The sequence below is a fragment of the Haloarcula marismortui ATCC 43049 genome (assembly GCF_000011085.1).
In the GTDB taxonomy this organism is placed as follows: domain Archaea; phylum Halobacteriota; class Halobacteria; order Halobacteriales; family Haloarculaceae; genus Haloarcula; species Haloarcula marismortui.
Genome location: NC_006393.1, coordinates 67748 through 85201 on the forward strand (window position 1 = coordinate 67748; position 17454 = coordinate 85201).

General features: G+C 55.9%; 11 protein-coding genes and 1 pseudogene. 10 read left to right on the plus strand and 2 right to left on the minus strand.

The window, feature by feature from the left end:
* Positions 1–32 precede the first annotated feature (32 nt).
* The gene (locus RR_RS21305; protein ID WP_232508502.1) at positions 33–1853 is read right to left on the minus strand and encodes a hypothetical protein; all 1821 of its coding nucleotides are present in this window, start codon (positions 1851–1853) and stop codon (positions 33–35) included.
* A gap of 484 nt (positions 1854–2337) precedes the next feature.
* Positions 2338–3396: pseudogene (locus RR_RS01140) on the minus strand (ISH3 family transposase); the annotation flags it as partial.
* Between the two features lie 3 nt (positions 3397–3399).
* On the opposite strand from RR_RS01140, the gene RR_RS21815 reads away from it, so the two are divergent.
* The 10 genes from RR_RS21815 (at position 3400) to RR_RS01190 (ending at position 16773) form a co-directional block, all read left to right on the plus strand.
* A complete protein-coding gene (locus RR_RS21815) occupies positions 3400–4089 on the plus strand; it encodes a Cdc6/Cdc18 family protein (protein WP_394297552.1) in 690 nt (229 codons plus the stop codon).
* A gap of 583 nt (positions 4090–4672) precedes the next feature.
* Positions 4673–5128: a pilin gene (locus RR_RS01150; RefSeq protein ID WP_011222339.1), complete on the plus strand. Its 456-nt coding sequence runs from the start codon at positions 4673–4675 to the stop codon at positions 5126–5128.
* 7 nt (positions 5129–5135) lie between these two features.
* A complete protein-coding gene (locus tag RR_RS01155; RefSeq protein WP_011222340.1) occupies positions 5136–7208 on the plus strand; it encodes a hypothetical protein in 2073 nt (690 codons plus the stop codon).
* The gene (locus RR_RS01160) at positions 7205–8038 is read left to right on the plus strand and encodes a hypothetical protein (protein ID WP_011222341.1); all 834 of its coding nucleotides are present in this window, start codon (positions 7205–7207) and stop codon (positions 8036–8038) included. Before RR_RS01155 ends, RR_RS01160 begins: the two co-directional genes overlap by 4 nt.
* Positions 8039–8040: 2 nt before the next feature.
* Positions 8041–9702, plus strand: coding sequence for a hypothetical protein (locus RR_RS01165; protein WP_011222342.1), 1662 nt, complete (start codon positions 8041–8043; stop codon positions 9700–9702).
* Positions 9702–12968, plus strand: coding sequence for a VirB4 family type IV secretion system protein (locus RR_RS01170; protein WP_011222343.1), 3267 nt, complete (start codon positions 9702–9704; stop codon positions 12966–12968). The genes RR_RS01165 and RR_RS01170 overlap by 1 nt, the downstream gene beginning before the upstream one ends.
* Entirely contained in the window at positions 12961–13338 is a 378-nt protein-coding gene (locus tag RR_RS01175; RefSeq protein ID WP_011222344.1) for a hypothetical protein, read from the plus strand. The genes RR_RS01170 and RR_RS01175 overlap by 8 nt, the downstream gene beginning before the upstream one ends.
* Positions 13335–13808, plus strand: a complete 474-nt coding sequence (locus tag RR_RS01180) for a hypothetical protein (protein WP_011222345.1) — start codon at positions 13335–13337, stop codon at positions 13806–13808. The genes RR_RS01175 and RR_RS01180 overlap by 4 nt, the downstream gene beginning before the upstream one ends.
* Positions 13805–14560: a relaxase/mobilization nuclease domain-containing protein gene (locus tag RR_RS01185; protein WP_011222346.1), complete on the plus strand. Its 756-nt coding sequence runs from the start codon at positions 13805–13807 to the stop codon at positions 14558–14560. The genes RR_RS01180 and RR_RS01185 overlap by 4 nt, the downstream gene beginning before the upstream one ends.
* On the plus strand, positions 14557–16773 hold the full coding sequence (locus RR_RS01190) for a type IV secretory system conjugative DNA transfer family protein (protein WP_049938486.1): 2217 nt from the start codon (positions 14557–14559) through the stop codon (positions 16771–16773). The genes RR_RS01185 and RR_RS01190 overlap by 4 nt, the downstream gene beginning before the upstream one ends.
* Positions 16774–17454 lie beyond the last annotated feature (681 nt).

Below are 17454 nucleotides of genomic sequence, written 5' to 3' on the forward strand. Positions count from 1 at the left end.
CAGACTGAGCAAAGTAGGGTGGGGTAGTTGAGTTAGTACCCGAGGTAGATAGCTAACGATTTGAGGATTAAGTACCCACCTATGACGATGCTACCGAATACGATTAGTCCGTTTCGAACCAAATCCAGAGGAACAAGTCCCGAATCCTCACTAACACTAATTTTTCCGGCGGGAGCGCTACCAACCTGTAGTGAGACATTTCCGGGTTTATTTGCAGTATACTGGAGACTCATATTTATAGTCGAATTCTTAGGAATCGTCTTATTTTGAGTGTAGATTACCTCCCCATTGGCAGCTACTGGAACCACTACGTCCTGATTTATTCTCCTTCTGTTCTCGATGGAGGCATTAACGGTAACAGTATCACCAAGCTGTATTTGCGTTTGATTTATTTTGGCAACAACTACCGAGACACCAGTTGCCTCTATTGCCGTGCTGGCCGGTATTTCAGTTGGTTCAGTCGTGGCTCCTGTTGTTGTGGCAGTAATCGTCTCTTGTATTGCTTCATCTGTACCTGGTGTGTTTGAGCTGTTCGAGTCGTTACTACTCTCATTACTCACAGCCTGTGTCTCGGTAGCGGTTTGAGCTGACCTCTCATCAGCTAACGAGGACTCATTAATAAATACCTTTCCAGATCTATTATCAGCTACTAGTACATTAGTATGTAGCTCCCCCTCTGAGTCAGTGGCACTCACTTGTACTTGGGTTCGGCCACCGGCCAAGGCAATAATCTCACCAATATCAACCCGCTCTCGCACGGTACCGCTATAGATTAACTGGAGGTCAACTATATCATTGGTAGTGAGATTGATTGTTTCAACACTTACACGCGTGATCTCGCCCTGAATTACTGCGGCTTGGAGGCTTAGGTTGCCATTTGTTATTTGGGTCTGATTGCGGTAGATAGTTATTTTCGGCTCAATCTGTCTGTTGTAGGTAATCGTAGCTGACTCTGAGGCGCTATTGCCGTCGCGATCTGTTGCAGTGACACTAATGTTGTTCTTTCCCTCATCTAAGCTGATGTTTCTGCTTATCTTAGTTGATAATAGGCTCGGGTCTGGTTCTGGATTGCTCTCTGTAATTGGCCGAAATCCTGTCCCATCAGGCCGTTCTACCGTCACCGTCTGGAGTTGGACATTGTCGGTGACTGACACCTGCATCTCAACCTGCTGGTTGAATGTTCTGTTCGGCACTGTCAGGCTTATTTTCGGGTTTTCGCTATCAGAGACAGAGATTGTGAATTCATGGCGTCTAACGTTCCCCATCTCATCTGTGTATCGGGCTAGCAGTTCGTTCTCGCCACTGCCAAGAAACAGCTGTTGGTTGAACCTATTGCCAGGATTGTTGATTCTATAGGTTCTAACAGACTGACCGCTTGATGCGTTAGAGCTATGTTGATATGTCCGACGGATGCTTACAGTGTTAACCCCGGTAGTATCTGATATATTCCCAGATAAGTTCACATAGGCATTCTCTACGGTTACGTTGCTTGGCGAGGATCTACCACTATATCTCTGAACTGGGCTTGTATACTCTATAACTGGTGGTATGCTATCTTGTACGATTGTATAATTGAATGTGGTGACCCTATCTGAACTAACGATTATTTCCACATTTTGCTCTCCGTCTCCGGTATCGGGAGTGGTTGTCTTTGAGAAGGTATTGGATTTTGGCTCATACGTTTTGACAACATCTCCATCTATTCGAATCTCGACAACAGTAATCATTGAGTCCGCAGCTGCGTTGATATTGATTGTCACCTCATCAGTAGTTTTGATTGTTTCTCCCTCCGATATCTCTCCACTTGCTGTTGAAACAGTGACCACCGGCTCAGCAGTTGCTGTTCCCGCCACTGTTGTGGACAACAGAACTATAATGATAAAAATTCTCATTATATGTCGTAGAGCAACTTTCTGCATATATCATGAACTCCGTATGCAATCATAGCCGTTTGATACTATTAATCAGTTTGCGTGTACGCTTAATGCATCGGTCGGTTCGGAACCCACTGCCAGTAGTTGACCAGTGCTCCTATGTAGGGAAGCCGCGCCGTTGACTGCGCGGAGACTGCTACCTGTCGCATTCTCAGCAAATGTCAACATCGAGTCCAGTCCATGACGAAGATATGCAGTAACTCGACTTCGAAATGCCATCAGTCGATCACATTGACAGCCGCGTAACCCCGTTTGATGGCGGTGAACCAAACCGAACTAGCTGTGGAGCATCTTCGAACCGTTGGTGAGCATGATTTTCGGGATGGACCGTCGCTGTCGGCGGCGGACTGCCGCCGACGCGACAGTGTCACCACTGACGACCGCTGTCCGGCCCGATGGACAGTTACCGGAAGAACCGGTCGTCAAGTGGTTGATTCGCTGGAACAGACCTGCGGACACCGAGTGCTGTCCAAGCCGCGCGAAGCGTCATTTCGTAAAACTCCGTGAACGACCACTGCAAGAGGCGGCGCCCCCCGCGGCGGGGCGCCGCCGCGTACCTCCAGTGGAGATATCGCCAGTTGTTCTGAAGCAGTAGGCTCACTACAAACATTACCAACCGCAGTCCAGCATCCTGAGAACTAGTGAAAGCGAGGCTCTGCTTGGCTAATCGGTAGCTTGATTCGATGCCGAAGCGCTTGCTGTAGTGCTCTCGTGCATCTCGTGGCGTGTCGATAAAGGGCGCGTCAGCGGCGTAGCCGTGACGCGCCACCCCATGTTCGTCGTACCGTCCCTGCTGGTACACGCAGTCGATGAACACAGGGAACTCCACCTCGCCAGCGAGATCGCGTTCGATCTCGCGGCTCCAGCCTTCGCTGAGTTTGTTTTGAATCGTCTCACCCCACTTGACGATCGGCATCACATAGGCGTAATTGTGCGCGTACAGCAGCTTGAGACAGGTGCTGTTGTAGAAACCTCGATCAAGGTAGACGGCCTTGACGCCGAGGTCAAGGCCGTCAAGGAGTTCAAGAAACTCACCGAGGACATCGCTGGTGGTTTCGCCAGCAACGAGCTGGTGAACCGCCAGCGTGTATCGCTTGTTGCGTACGCGCACGTAGAGCGTTGCATAGGCGTGAAACGTCGTTGTTCCACGCTTGGCCTGTGAGGAGTACAGAGCCTCGGTTTCGTCCTCATCACCGTAGTAGGGATCGAGGTGGAGGTCTGCGCAGACCTCCACCGGTCGATCTGGAAGTGTCTCAAGCGTATCTCGTTGAAGCAGCGTGTCTCCAACCGATTCAACCGAATCCAGTTCAAACTGATCGCTGAGATGTCCACGGACGGTATTAGCGTGTGGTGAGTCGTCAGTCGTTTCGCAGACGTGATTGATCGAGGTCCCGCCGGCGCTGGTGCCGGCGAGGACCTCATAGAGCGTCTCTGCCGTGATCTTGACATTCTCGCCGAGATTGTCGTGGTTGTCCTTGATGAAGTCGACTCAATCGGCGACAAGCACGAAATCCTTTATTCGATTCCTCGAGCCCGGAAGCAGGGAGATGTAAAAAACACCAAGCTTGGGATTATCGGGATCACGAACGATTCCACGTTTCTCTCGAATCTGGACCCGAAAGTCAAGTCCTCGCAGTACGACTCAGTCATCCAGTTCGACGCGTATGAGTCGGAAGAACTCCAGCAGATTCTCTCGCGACGCGCTGACCGTGCATTCGTTGATGGAGCTGTCGATGACTCGGCTATCTCGCTGTGCGCTGCCTTCGCCGCACAGGACAAAGGTTCTGCTCGGCAGGCAATCGACTATCTCTACGAAGCCGGCGAGGTTGCGCTTGATCATTCGGATGATCTCATCGTCGATGACCATGTCCGAGAAGCTGAAGAGCGCGTTGAGAAACCAAACCTCTGTTCGGAAATTGGCGTCAATAAGCTAGCCTTTGACCGTATGTGGGACCACCTTCTTGAGTTGGATATGATCGGAACAATCGACGGGAAGAAACGCACGGGCGACGGTCAAGGTGGCGAGAAGTACTACTGGGAGATGAGTACGGGTACAGGGACGACTATCGAGGTCCTCGAATCAATTAGTCGCCTTGACGATGTCATTGACATTGTCGTTTCGTCAGCGCAGCACTCGAATATCACGAACTACTGAATATTCCTTCGAGGTCGGCTAAACGACTGATATCGTCGATATTGATGCAAATGGCTCGTCCAGAGTTTACTATCACCCAGTGCTAGCCCTCCACATCTAATCTTCTGTAGTCTGGTTTCAGTCTGGCTCGCCTCATACCCTGATTTTGCCCTTGTATGAAACTAGCCTAATCATATTCTATTGGTCAGCTTCTATGCCCTTCTTGTATCCAATTATATTAAATATAACACCAGTTAGGACTGTCAATATACCTCCCCAACTGCCGTAATTTCTGATATACGGTTTGGAAACTTTGCGGCTGATAGTTTAGTTAACAAAGTTACCAGTTGATGTACTAATATATATGTATATTAGCATTATCATTCATGCGGCCCGAAAATTAAGGCATTGCCGAGTAGGACTACCTATCACAATCCAGAACTCTTCATCTTGTTCACAAGTTTTTTGATAGTCCCACTGTCAATACGTGCTGGCGAATTCAGAATAGGATTCACCAACTGTGTAAGAAAATCAACACAAGATCGGTAGCGGATTACCGGTGGGGAACCGGTGGGCAAGCAAGACCGCAAAACCAGAGACATCTATGTCAACACGGACCAACGCATCGAACGCATCGAACACACAACCAACACTCTACACTCACGCGAAGCGGCGGTTTGCTGACGCGTGGCTCACGCCCGGCGTGCGACAGGCGACCCAACTGCTGTTGATCCTCACGCTGTTTGCTGGCTCGGCGATGGGCCAGACCGACGTCGGGAACATCTACTGTGACACTGCTGTCGAGGACGGCGTCGACGTCGTCTTTGGCGCACTGGCTGGTCTTGGCCTGCCAGCGACGATGGTGTTCGTCGGTCGCAGTGGCCTGTCGTACATGCGGGCCTCTGGCAACCCGAACCAGCAAAACGAGGCTCGCCGGGACCTTATCCTCTCGCTGGTCGGCCTCGGCGTCGTCGTGCTGGCAATCGTGGCTCCAGAACTCATCACGAAGTTCGGGGACAACGTCGGTTTCGGCTTCTCTGACTGCGTGACGCCATTCTGAAGATACGATGCCATCACTCCGCTCACTGCTGATGATCGCGGCCCTTTGCTCGCTGCTCTCGACAGCCGCAGCTGCGGGGCCGGCGGCCACTGGCAGCAACCCAGCCCAGATTGAGCGGGGGACGGCACACTCTTACACCGACGCGAGTCACGGTGGCGTGGGGGTACTCCAACAAAACGCCACCGCGCCGAATGGCTCCAGCAACGAGGGAACACAGACGAATCGCACCGAAAACAACGAATCCAGCGTCCAAGACCCAGCAGGCAACGAGACAGCAGCCAACGGAACCGAAGGCAACGAGTCTGCCGACCAGGGACCAGCGGCGAACCAGACAGAGGTGAACAGGTCCGTCGAACTCGGAGCAAGGCAGAACCTCAGCGCGAAAGTCTCGTGCTACGAGAATGCCTCGAACCCGCCGGCCAATGCCTCTGTCGGGGACAACGCGACAGCAGGCGTTGTGCCTCCGAACCGGTCCTACAACCACAACCACACGTTCTTCCGTGCGCTGTGGTCTGGCGACCCCGATCATCCGAACCTCACACGGGCTGACCGGGCCGAGGCTGAGAACGGCACGCTGGCCGTCCTCCCCTCATGCACGGGAGATATGGTTTCTCGCGAGCCCTCGAACACGACGCTGTGGAACCGGCCCGAACACGACTCGTTCCGGACTGGCATCGAGAACGCCTCGTACCCAGTAAACGTCACGGACACTCGCTCTGGCATCTGGATTCGTGACGCCTACGTCGCGTTCTTCAGCATCGAGCCATCGACGGTCGTCCATCAACAGGGAGGCACGGAACGGCTGGTCCGTCCGAACGGAACCGTGCGTGCCATTCACGACTACCGGGTGTACATCTCGGAGTTCTTCGAGGACGACTTTCAGGTCGTAGACACGTCGACGAACACGACGCTGTACGCCAACGGCACTGCGATGGACAACAGCACTGCCGCCCAGCCCACGCTCAACTACACCGATATCAACGGGACCACGGAACTCCAGTTGGTCACGACGATCTCGACGAATATCTCGGAGATTGGCGATGACGAGATTGACGAGTACGAACTGACGGTCACGGACTCGCGGACGGTCCGGGTGGAAAATCTCTCCGAGCGGGAGATGGTCGTCGAGCCCGGCGTCGTCCCCAACGGCAGAGGGGCCACGACCGACGACTATCGCATCGGGACTGTAATCCCCGGCAGCTGGCAGAGCGTCCAGTTCGACGGGGGATACGAAGTCCAGAGCAAGTGGCGGTTCTACACCCGCTCACCGCCCGGGTGGGAAAACTGGTCGGAGAACACGACCACGCCAGTACGACCACTCGAAACCCACGCTGTCCGAACCACGGAAGGCCCAGAGGTCACGGTCAACCGCGTCCAAAACGAGAGTTCCGACGGCTGGCGGTTCGTGCCCTCACTGGAAGCAGTGTATCCGGCGAATGCGACTGTGAACACGAGGGCGAACGCGACCGCTAACGCGACCAATAGGACGACGCTCCCGCCGGAGATTCGGATCAACCGTTCGGAGACGTTCACGACGGCGGACCGGTTCACCATTCGGAGTGCGGAACAACTCCGGACGGAGAACTTCGAAATCAACGGACTCGTCCGTGGGAACAGCATCGAACAGCCAGCGGACTCGACGAACCCGACGCTAATCCGCGAGGTCAATATCACCTCTGAGGTCGTCAACTCGACCGACAACTCGACGGACGTGCTGGTCCGGGTCGAACCGACGGCTGGCTTCCCGATTGCGGCGGGGAACGTTACCGTCGCAACGGGACAGTCCCGGGTCGAACGGTCACTGTCTGGCGATGATTCGATTACGGTCACCGTCGACCAGGGCGAAGTCTCCTCGGCGATAGTCACGTACCGCCCGGCTCAGATCTGGTGGGAGCAAGGGCGTGCTGTCCCGGTACGAGACACCCAAGAGCGGGTCGCCTACGAAGTGAACCTCCCAGACCTTGCGGAGTTCATCGACCTCGCTGTAGTGACGCTCCTGACGGTGTTGCCGGCTGTGCTGGCGCTGTATGGCTACGACGTCTGGACGAGAGGCAAATTTGTTGGTTGGTATAATCCATGACACACAAGAATATACCACGAAACAGCAGTATCGACCGCAGAACAGTGCTTGGACTCCTTAGCGGGAGCCTTGCCGCGCTTGCAGGCTGCAGTGGCGGGCTGTCTGATAGCGGTGACGGAGGTGACGGAAGCGCCGGCCCACCAGAAGAGCAGTCCGACTACATCGAAGAGACGTCGATTGAGATTGTCAAGAACGGCCGCCAATTGGCTCTGGAAGTGGCTGTGACCGATGAGATCGAGCCCTCATCGGTCAGCATCATCACAGAGTCCGGTCGGGAGTTCGTCAGCGATTACTTCAGTCCTGGCGAGACCCGGACCAGCCTATTGCTAACGGCGGGAGATGATAACTACAAGCCATTGCCCCGGGGCCAGCACACACTCTATCTCCGTGGGGATGACGTTGAAACCGAAATCCCACTCGAACTGGGCACTACATTCGAACTTGAGAAAGTCGTTCCTGCCACTGAACATCCAGACGTTCGTGAAGGCCTCGGCCACTTGGTGGTGGTTGTCAGGAATGTGGGTGAGCGAACCGGTGCAGCTACCCGCGCATTAATGAACGGGAAAGAAAAAGAAGACGTGTTTGTCCCGGTAGAGCCTGGTGAAACCAATGTCGTCAGATATTTTTCCCTCATTGAAGACACCGTTTCTTCTTGTCCGAGAGTTGATGAGAGCGCTAAAAGAGATGAGCAATTAACCGTTGAATTCCTTTGGAGCGATCCAGTCACATTCACTCAGACGATCAGCTATGAAAATTCATCTGGATGCGAGCGGACTCTGATTGGGACTCCTGAAGAAGTCACTGCAAGTTCAACGGAGACGGAGACGTAGCAATGCAGTCGGGAATAGGCGAGGACCTCGTTGAGGAGGTTTTCCAGAGATTGCTGAGAGAACTTTCGTCGGCAATCACATCTGGTATCAGTGGTTTCCTTGCTCAACTTAAAACGCAGATAGTCAATTATCTTGATGGGTTCTTTAAGAACCTCATTGACCCGATGGTAGGGACACCCGCCCCCGAAGGACCGAATTCATCGGCCCCAGTTGACATTGCGTTCGAATCTGCGAGTAATGCCCCGTGGAACTCGCTAATATCGGGCATCTACTTCGATGGAATCGTTGGGTTGGCACTCGGGCTGCAGTTCATCGTCTTGGCAATGATTGGAGTTCGATACGGGTCGATGAACCCGGTCATTCGGAAGAAGCTCCTACGCCGACTTGGGGTTGCTTTCCTCTCACTGTTCTTTTGGCTTCCGGTAGCCTCACTGGGGACTCAGTTCTTCAATGCCATCGGTCGCGAGATTTACAAATCCGGTCAATCAACGACTGAAGTCGCCGCACTAATCGGCTCAGCCCAGCAGATTGCGGATCTCAGTCTTGGGATATTCCTCGTCCTCATCGTTGTCGGACTGTACGTCTACCTCAAGGCGGCGTTCATCTTCATCACTCGGTGGCTGCTGGTCTTCCTGCTGACCCTCTCGATGCCGCTGGTTGCGACGTTCTGGGCAGTCGAAGTCTGGCCGCTGAACCGCTTCTCGGGACTGGCGAAACAGGTCGCCGGCGCGTATCCCGGAGTCCTCGCTGCGGGCATCCCGCCTGCAATCCTGATCCGCATGAGCTTTGAAGCGACAAACTGGGGACTGGCTTCTGACCTGTCGCTGTTTATCAGCCTCGTGACGCTGTACTTGGCGGCAAAATCTCAGAAGGTCCTCATCCAGCGCAGTAGCCGCGTTGCGATTCAAGTCAGCGAGCAGGCGCTCGCCGGCGGCAAAAAGCCACTCAAGATCGGTGCGGCGGCTGGTGGTGCAGCGGCGACAGCCGGCGCTGGCGCGGTCGGCGGTCCCGGCGCAGCAATGGCGACGGGTGGCACGATTCGAGCTGCCTCAGGCGCTGCAAAAGGACGTGTCGGCAGTGCTGCTACGGGTGCCCAAATGGTCCACCGCCAGATGGCAGCCAACCCCGCTGGCATGAAGAGGGGTTCTAGCGGCGGCCCCAACGGCTCCGGAGGTGGCGGCAACAATGGCTCCGGCGGCGGTGGCTCCGGTGGCTCAGGCGGTTCCGCTCCGCCTTCTGGCGGCGGCAGTGGCAGTAGCGGGTCTGGTGGCTCTGGTGGCTCACCACCCTCTGGCGGCGGGAGCGGGTCCGGTGGAAGTCCCCTCAACAGCCGATTCACCAACGGTGGTTCGTCCGACTCGTCTGGCTCGTCTGGCGACTCCGAGAGTGACGACACTCCGATTAGTGAACGCCAGACGAAGATGGAGCGCCAAACCAAGATGGAGCGCCAAACACAGATCAACTCTGGCGATACCAGAGTGTTCGAGTCTGAGGTTGATCCGCCGTTCTCCGACGATGACTTCGACGAGAACGATACCGAGACTACGGAGTCCGATGAGTCCGAGTCGTACGACTCGCTCAGGGATGTGTTTGCAACTGATGACGATATATTAGGGCCGGATGTGTACCGCGACGGCCTCCCTCACAAGGAGGATGACGACTAATGGCTGACTCAGAAGAAGAGTACAACACGAACATCATTCACGAATCCCTCGGAGACACGACCAACTTCTGGGGGGACTACACGCTGGGGGAACTCATCCTGTTCCTCATCCCGCCCTTTGGCTTCCTCGTCGCGATGGGGATGCCATTCGTGCCAGCGGCGCTGTTCTTCCCCACGTTGGCTCTCACAGCGGTCGTGGAAGTGTTCCTCTACATCCTGCACAAAGTCCGGCCAGATCACTATCGCCTGACTGAGTGGCTGCGGGTCAGACTGTTCTGGCTCGTCAAGAAGAAGCAGTACACTCACGGCCAGGGGAATCAGGACACTCGGCAGGTCACGCGACTAGAGCGGGTCATGCCCCACGGCATTGAGCGCATCGACGGAGCGTACGTCGGCGCGGTCGAGGTCGAGCCCGCCAATATGTCGCTGCAGGACGACGAGAAATGGGAGAAAGCCGTCAAGTCACTCACACGCCTGTCTGAATCCCTGACTGGGCGGGCGAAACTCCACGTCACGACGGCCGAAGTCGACAACGAGTCCCACATCCAAGCGCATATCGACCGACTCGACGACCCCGATGCAAAGAGCCATTCGATCTTCCGGGGCGTCCTCATGGAGTTCGTCAACCGCTACACCGACGACAGCGGCAACGTTGAAACTGAGACTGAACTCCAGCGCAAGTACTACATCGTCGTCTGGGTCACTGACGACGATATCCATGATCTCCAGATGAACAGCGACTCTATCGCGGATTACTTGACCGGGATACCGGTTATTGGGCGGCTGTTCACTCGGTTCGACAGTGACACGCTCACTGACGCCGAGCGAGAGGAGTTCAAAGCCAAGAAGCTCCACGACCGGCTCGAAACCGTCGACAGAGCAGTCAACAATATGTTTCGGTGCCGTAGCCGGTCGGTCAGCCCGCATGAACTGGCGCACTTGACTGAGGACTACTGGGCCTGCGAAACGCGGTCCGAGCGGGAGTACGAAGAGGCGGCCTCCGTCTCCCCGGTGACGTACTCGGCACGGGAACTCATCAAGCACGGCGAGGGTGCTACAGCCCATGACGCTGCGGAGGGCATGGACACCGACGACGTTGGCGGGACCGACTACGAGGTCGACGAGACTGACTTCGTCTCCCAACTGCACCGGCCCGGTGAGAACCATCGGTCACTGGTCGCGCCGACGGATATCGAGTGGGAAGTTGACCACGCCCTCATCGACCAAGAGACGTATACGCGGTGCTTCTGGATCGAGACGTATCCCGAGCATCCGACGAGTGGGATGCTGGAGCAACTGCTGCTGGATACGGACCTCGCCGTCGACGTCTCAATCCACATCGACCCATACGACGCTGATACAGCAGTGTCGGTGATGAAGGAGTGGATTTCCTCGCTGAAGATGCTGCAAAACGACAAGGGAGAGCTTGAAGCGGAGGATATCGAACAGGAGGTCCACCAGGCGAAGTACATCCGGCAGATGGTTCGGCGGAACCACACGTCGCTGTTCCGTGTCGGGGCGTTCATCCGGCTGACTGCGGAGACCGAAGAAGACCTCCGGAAGCAAACGAACCGGCTCGAAACGCTCCTGCGAGACTCGCCATCGAACTGCGGGGTCAAGCGAACGACCCGCCGGCAGGAAGCAGGACTGGTGACCGTCTCGCCGATCGGGGCCAACGAACTGGGCCAGAATCGGCTTTCTTCGATGACCGGGGAAGCACTCGGGTCGCTGTTCCCGTTCTCGTCGAACTACCTGCGGATGGAGGACGGCATCGAGTACGGACTGCACGGCCACAACGACTCCTCGCTGCTGATCGACCCGTGGGAACTGGAAACCGGCCACTCGGAGCTGGTGACTGGGATGCCCGGCGGCGGGAAGACCCACGGTACGCAGGCTCGGGCGATGCGGATGCTGAAAAAGCGGTCGGACGTCAAGCAGATCTACATCGACCCGGTCGGGGATATGCATGGCAGCGCGAAGATGCTGGATGCAAAGACGATCACAATCAGCGGCGAGACGCCGTTGAACCCGTGCGAGATGCATCCGACGCCTCAGCATGTCCTCGAACAATCCCCGGATATGCAGCCCGTCTCCGCCAAGAAAGACGAAGTGTACGGGGTCATCGAGAACTTCCTGCAATCCCGGGATGTCGATCTGGAGATGCACAGCGGCCTCATCACGTTCCTGATCGACAAGATATTCTCCGAGTCCGATATCGACCCAGCGGACCCGTCGACACATACGCCGGAGAACTCGCCGGACCTGAGTGACTTCCTCGAAGTCGTCGACCGCCTCCAGGAAGAGCCAGAAATGTTCCCGGGAGCGACGACAGAGTCCTCCCAGCAGAAAATCCAGCAGTACGCAAACGAACTCTCGATTGCGCTGCATCCGTTCCGCCCGGGGAGTACGTTCGGCAACCTCTCGAAAGAGTCGGACCTGCGGCTGATCGACGACAGCAGCAAGGCCGTCTATCTGGACCTCCAGCAGGTCGAAGGCTCGGGGAGTGGCCTCGGCAAGCAGTCGTTCATTATGCAACTGCTGTTGTCGACACTGTACCAGCAGGCGAAAAATATGCAGCAGAAGGTCGAGATCATCATCGACGAAGCTCACTACCTGTTCAACGACGACGCAAATCTGGAGTCGCTGAACCAGATTGCTCGCCACCAGCGCCACGCTGGACTCCGGCTAGTGATGCTGTCCCAGACGCTCTCGGAGTTCGAGGACAAGGGCGCAGCCGAGGAAATCGCGGGAATGTGCCCGATCAAGGTGCATCACCGCGAGCCAGAGCTAGGCGACGAGACAGCAACAAGCGCTGGACTGACGGACGAACAGCAGTCCTACATCCAGCACGCCGAAGCCGGCAAGGAGTCACTGGGTGACGGTCAGGGCTACTCGCAAGCGTTGGTTCGCGTCGACGAACATGGCGATTACCCGCTGACAATCAAGACGTCGTGGGAAGAGAAGCAGATCATTGACCTCGACGCTGATGCGGAAGATGCGCTTGACGTTGTTGCTCACGAGGCCGACTCTCGCGCTGCTGATTTCGAAGAGTTCGTACGCTCGAAAGCGGTCGAGCAAGAGCTAGCGAATCGTGGATTGTCCCCCGAGAAGGCTGAACACGTCCTCAACGGACTCAGCGAAGACGAGTTGGTGGATGTGGTGTCTGTAGCGCTTGACCAGACACAGCCAGAAGCAGTTGTCGCTGACGGTGGTATCGAGGCAGAGACTGATACGGAGTTTGACACTACGGAGAATTCAAATGAGTGACAAAGTTACAATTCGGCTGAGTACAGAGCAGCGAAAAGAGATCGCGAAGCAGGCTAACAAAACGGGAGAAGGGGTTTCAGAGTACATTCTGAAAGCTACGGAACAGCGTATATCTCGTGAACTACAGGAACAGCGTGCGGGGGAACTAAATCTTGGATCGGAACTGGACTACATCGCTGATGCCGTCGTCGAAGACGTTGAGGAAGCAACAAACGTTGACACGGAGCAGGAACTGTTCTACTCGGTCGCTCTGTGGGATTTAATAGCCTCTGAGTTCCCGGCAGACAAGCGCGCTACTGCGATGGAGGAAGCGACTGGTAAACTAGAGGAAGAGGTTGAAACCATCCGAAACAAGGAGGGTCAGGAATGACTGAGAGACGCACTCTACTCCAGATTTACACGACCGAAGAGAACAAAAAATTGTTTGACCAGCTGGCTGACGCCGCGGGGACATCCACCTCCGAATATGGACACGAGGTTATCGAGGACTACGTTGAGTGGGAGACTGGAGAGAGTCAGTATCAGCGGTACAGCACTAACACAAAAATCGAAGCTCTGCTGGAGGAGGCAAAACGCGAGGTGACAGAGCTGTTAGAAGAATTTGAGTCTGGAACAATGGAGGAGGTAAAAACCGTCCAAAAAGTCCGGACGGCATACACCATCGCGATCTGGAAACTGATTCAAGATGACTATTCAGCTGAACAGCGACGGCTTGCGCTGAAATTTGCCGGCGAGCATGTTGGGAGAGATCCAGACATAGAATCGCAAACACCAGACGAGGAAAGCAACCCTGAGTCAGATGCCTCGACCGCTGCTGAATCGGCAGGTGAGAGTGCATGATGCTGAAAACAGATTATCAGGAGGGTGGTGCAGGGAACCTCGTCGATTACATTCAGCGTGATCGCGAACAGGACGCCGGCGCGACGGTCGACCTCCGAAACCCCGCCGGGCGAGAACTGTCTGACTCAGAGGTGAATCGGTTTGTCGACAAGAGCCGCGAGTTCGGATTCCAGCGGCACATGATCGTCTCGCCAGACCCCACGGGACAATATTCGCCAGAAGAAGTCCGTGCCAACACTCGGGACTTCATGAACAGTGAGTTTACACAGCAGCCGACAACCGACTGCGTGTATGGTGTTCACCGAGACACAGAGTTTCCCCATGCACATATCGCGGCGACTGGCGAGCGTGCGGAATTAGAAATGGGTCGGGAAGATATCCAGCAGATGCGCGAACAAGCAGCGACCGCGTTTGAAGAACCCGCTCGAACACGCGACCCAACGGCTGCCCCTCGCGATGCTCCGGAGGACATTGGCCGGGTCGTGGACGAAGAAGCTCGGGAGCAGTACCACGAGGCAGAACTATCGCTGAACCCCGAAGCCGAAAAAGCGCTCAAACGGGCGACTGAGAAGAGTCAACAGAAAGACGTCGGACAGCCTACGGCTGAGAAAGCGAGCGATGAGCGCCAAACTGAGCCACTCTCAGAACGTGCTGCGGAGAGAGCCGAAGAACAGGCGGCAACTGAACGCGAACCCGAAGTTGATATTGAACGCGAGCAGGAACCCGAACGCGAAGTCGGGTGGTGGCAGTGAGTTCTAGTTCCTCTGCACCACCGGGACAACGCTCTGGCGAAGTCCCGAATAGCCTCAAGTACGACAACGTCGTCGGGTTCGTCTGGGCCGGGTTCATGCTGTTGTTCCCGCCGATGATCGTCGACAGCGACAAGGTTCTCCCAAAGCGATTCTGGGCGTGGCGCTACATCTACCTCGGCTTTGGACTCATCAGCGCGGCGTTCTTCTACGACGTGCTTGTCCAAACTCCCAGCGCAGCGCTGTTGTTCCCGTTCGCACACGTTCTGGCTGCCATCTCAGTGGGGACATTGTTCGCTGGCTTCACCGTGCCCGGCCTGTCACTGCCGATGGTCTCGTACTCGACCACGGTGATCCTGTATGCCATCTCAATCGGTATCGTGTTCTCAGGGGAACTACTCCGCCGGACCTCGCCGGAAATGCTCGCGATGAACCAGTGGGACCACGACGACGGAGAGTCCGTCGTCCCACTCGAAGAAGTCTCTCACGAACACGAAGAGGCCGAAATGCCGTTCACACTCGATCAGGATGTCTCAACGGCTGTCGTGGGCGAGACTGGGTCGGGCAAGACGTCGATGATGAAACTACTGGCCTACCAGTTCCCGTATTACAGTAACACGGCAGTCATCGCTCACGATACCGGCGAGGACTTTCAAGCATTCTACGAGGAGTTGGGCTTCGATGTTCAGCGCATCCGCCACGAAGACAGCGACGTAGTCTGGAATCTGTTCAAGGACGCCGATTCAGAGTCGGACTTCCGAGAGGTCGCCGGCGCGATCTTCGGCGAAGCCGACGGCCACGACCCATTCCATCGGCCCGCAAAACAGACTTTCGCGGAGATGCTGATGTACCTCCATCTCAGCGCACAAAAGAACAATCGCCGTCACGCGCTCTGTCATGCCGATATCGTCTCACTACTCAACGAGGGCCACATCGCGCTCAAGAAAGCCCTTGACGAGTTCGACCGGCTGGACTCAGGTCATATCGACCCTGACAAGGGCAAAGGCGCACAGAACGTCTACCAGACTATCAAGGAGAACGTCGATCCCGTCTTCACCGGTGACTTTGGGGACTACGGGGAGTTCTCGCTGCAAGAGTACATCGAGAACCCGGAAGGCCGAGTCCTCATCATCGACTCGAATCCGACAGAACTGGAAACGCTCGGGCCGATGTACCAACTGCTCGTAGACTGGTCGATCCGCTACGCGATGAATGCCTCGAATCCGACGGTCCATATCCTCGACGAGATTGACGCGCTGCCGGCGCTCACTCAGGTAACGAATCTTACGGCCCGAGGGCGGAAACACAAGGCTCGGGCACTAGTCGGCGTCCAGACAATCGGCCAGCTCAAAGACACGTATAGTACAATCTCTGGCATTGTCGGCAACTGCCCGCAGGGCGTTTACTTCGGTCCGGGTGACACTGAGTCGACGGACTTCATCCTTGACGAACTTGGCGAGAGTCGACAGTATGACCGGTCCGAGATGGTGTCGATGAGCCACCAGGGGCGCGGCGAGAACCCCCGAACACAGGCTCGGGACACGTACAAAGAGAAGGACAAGACGCCGGTCACATCCGGCCTGCTCCGAGACTTCCAGCCCGGTGAGTGCGTTGCCGTCTCTCGGACGACGTGGGTCCACGGGCAGTCTTATGAACTGGCGGACGTTCGCGATAGCCTTCCGGCGCAAGGTGCGGAGTCACCGGGCAGTTCGGAACTGGAGCCCTCTGAGGATGACACCGACATCGAGAGTGACAGCTGGTTCTCGTTCACTCGGGCCCGACTTGATGATGTGCTCTATGGCTCACTTGGTGAGGACGACGACGATGAGTCCAGAGAGAGTGGCCCGGATCGTGACGCCGAAGTCGAGCCGACCATCGACGCGACAGACGGGTTGGGCGACGACGAGTCGAGCGACCCACTCGACCAGACAACAGCAAACACTGCCGTCACGTCTCCGGACACAGATCACCCGAACCTATCAGATTCAGAAGATGCGTATGACGGTGGCGATCACGACCAGCAGTCCGACGACAACACTGGCGGACTCTTCTCTGAGCCGGACCCAGATCCCAGCTTAGGAGGGACGGAATCTGCCGAGCAGGAAGGTGGTGAATCACCCACTGAATCAGATGCAGAGGGGGACTCAAACGAGACTGAAGAGCGGGACGAAACTGAGTCAAAAGAGGAAGAGCGCGACGTATCTGAGTTCATGTAATCCGCCGTTGTGAACTCGTTCCCCTGTATAGAATATCTAATACTTTTGTGCTGTTCTGTGACTGTAATTCTCTCTACGCCGCTGGTAAGAGTGGATTGCAAGAACGTCTATCTCCCATTCTATCAAATTTCGATACTTACCTTTATTGCTACTATTATATCGTTGAAATCGCAAGATGGCGGCGGTTTTCACCCGGTCTGAATCACCGGCAGTGAATCACCACCCCCGACTGACACAAACCCAAATCGCAAGATGGCGGTCGAATTATTCACCGAAAACCGCCGATGTAAGACACTCTTTATCTTGTCCTTTGGAGATTCAGTCGTGAGGCGGGCGCTGGAAGCAGCGGTACATAAGAAATAGAACATAAGAGTCGGTGACGAACAGCGGACTTCAGGTAGAATAAAACCCGCCCACTCAGCCCCGGCTATAACTATTGGAGAACAGATATATCTCACCTCACTCCCCAGAGTCCGACCGGGACTGCACATGGCGGGCCAGCCCCACCGAGTGTCATGCGAGTCCACTGTGCCACGCACGTCGCCGGTCGCCGCCGTCTAGGGCCACGCCGATCACGACCACACTCGAGTTGAGCCAGTGCTGGCAGACCCACGCTCGACCCTCGCTCACTTCCGCCCCTTCGTGGCGCACAACCCGGCAGCCACTGGCCGGCGACCGCAC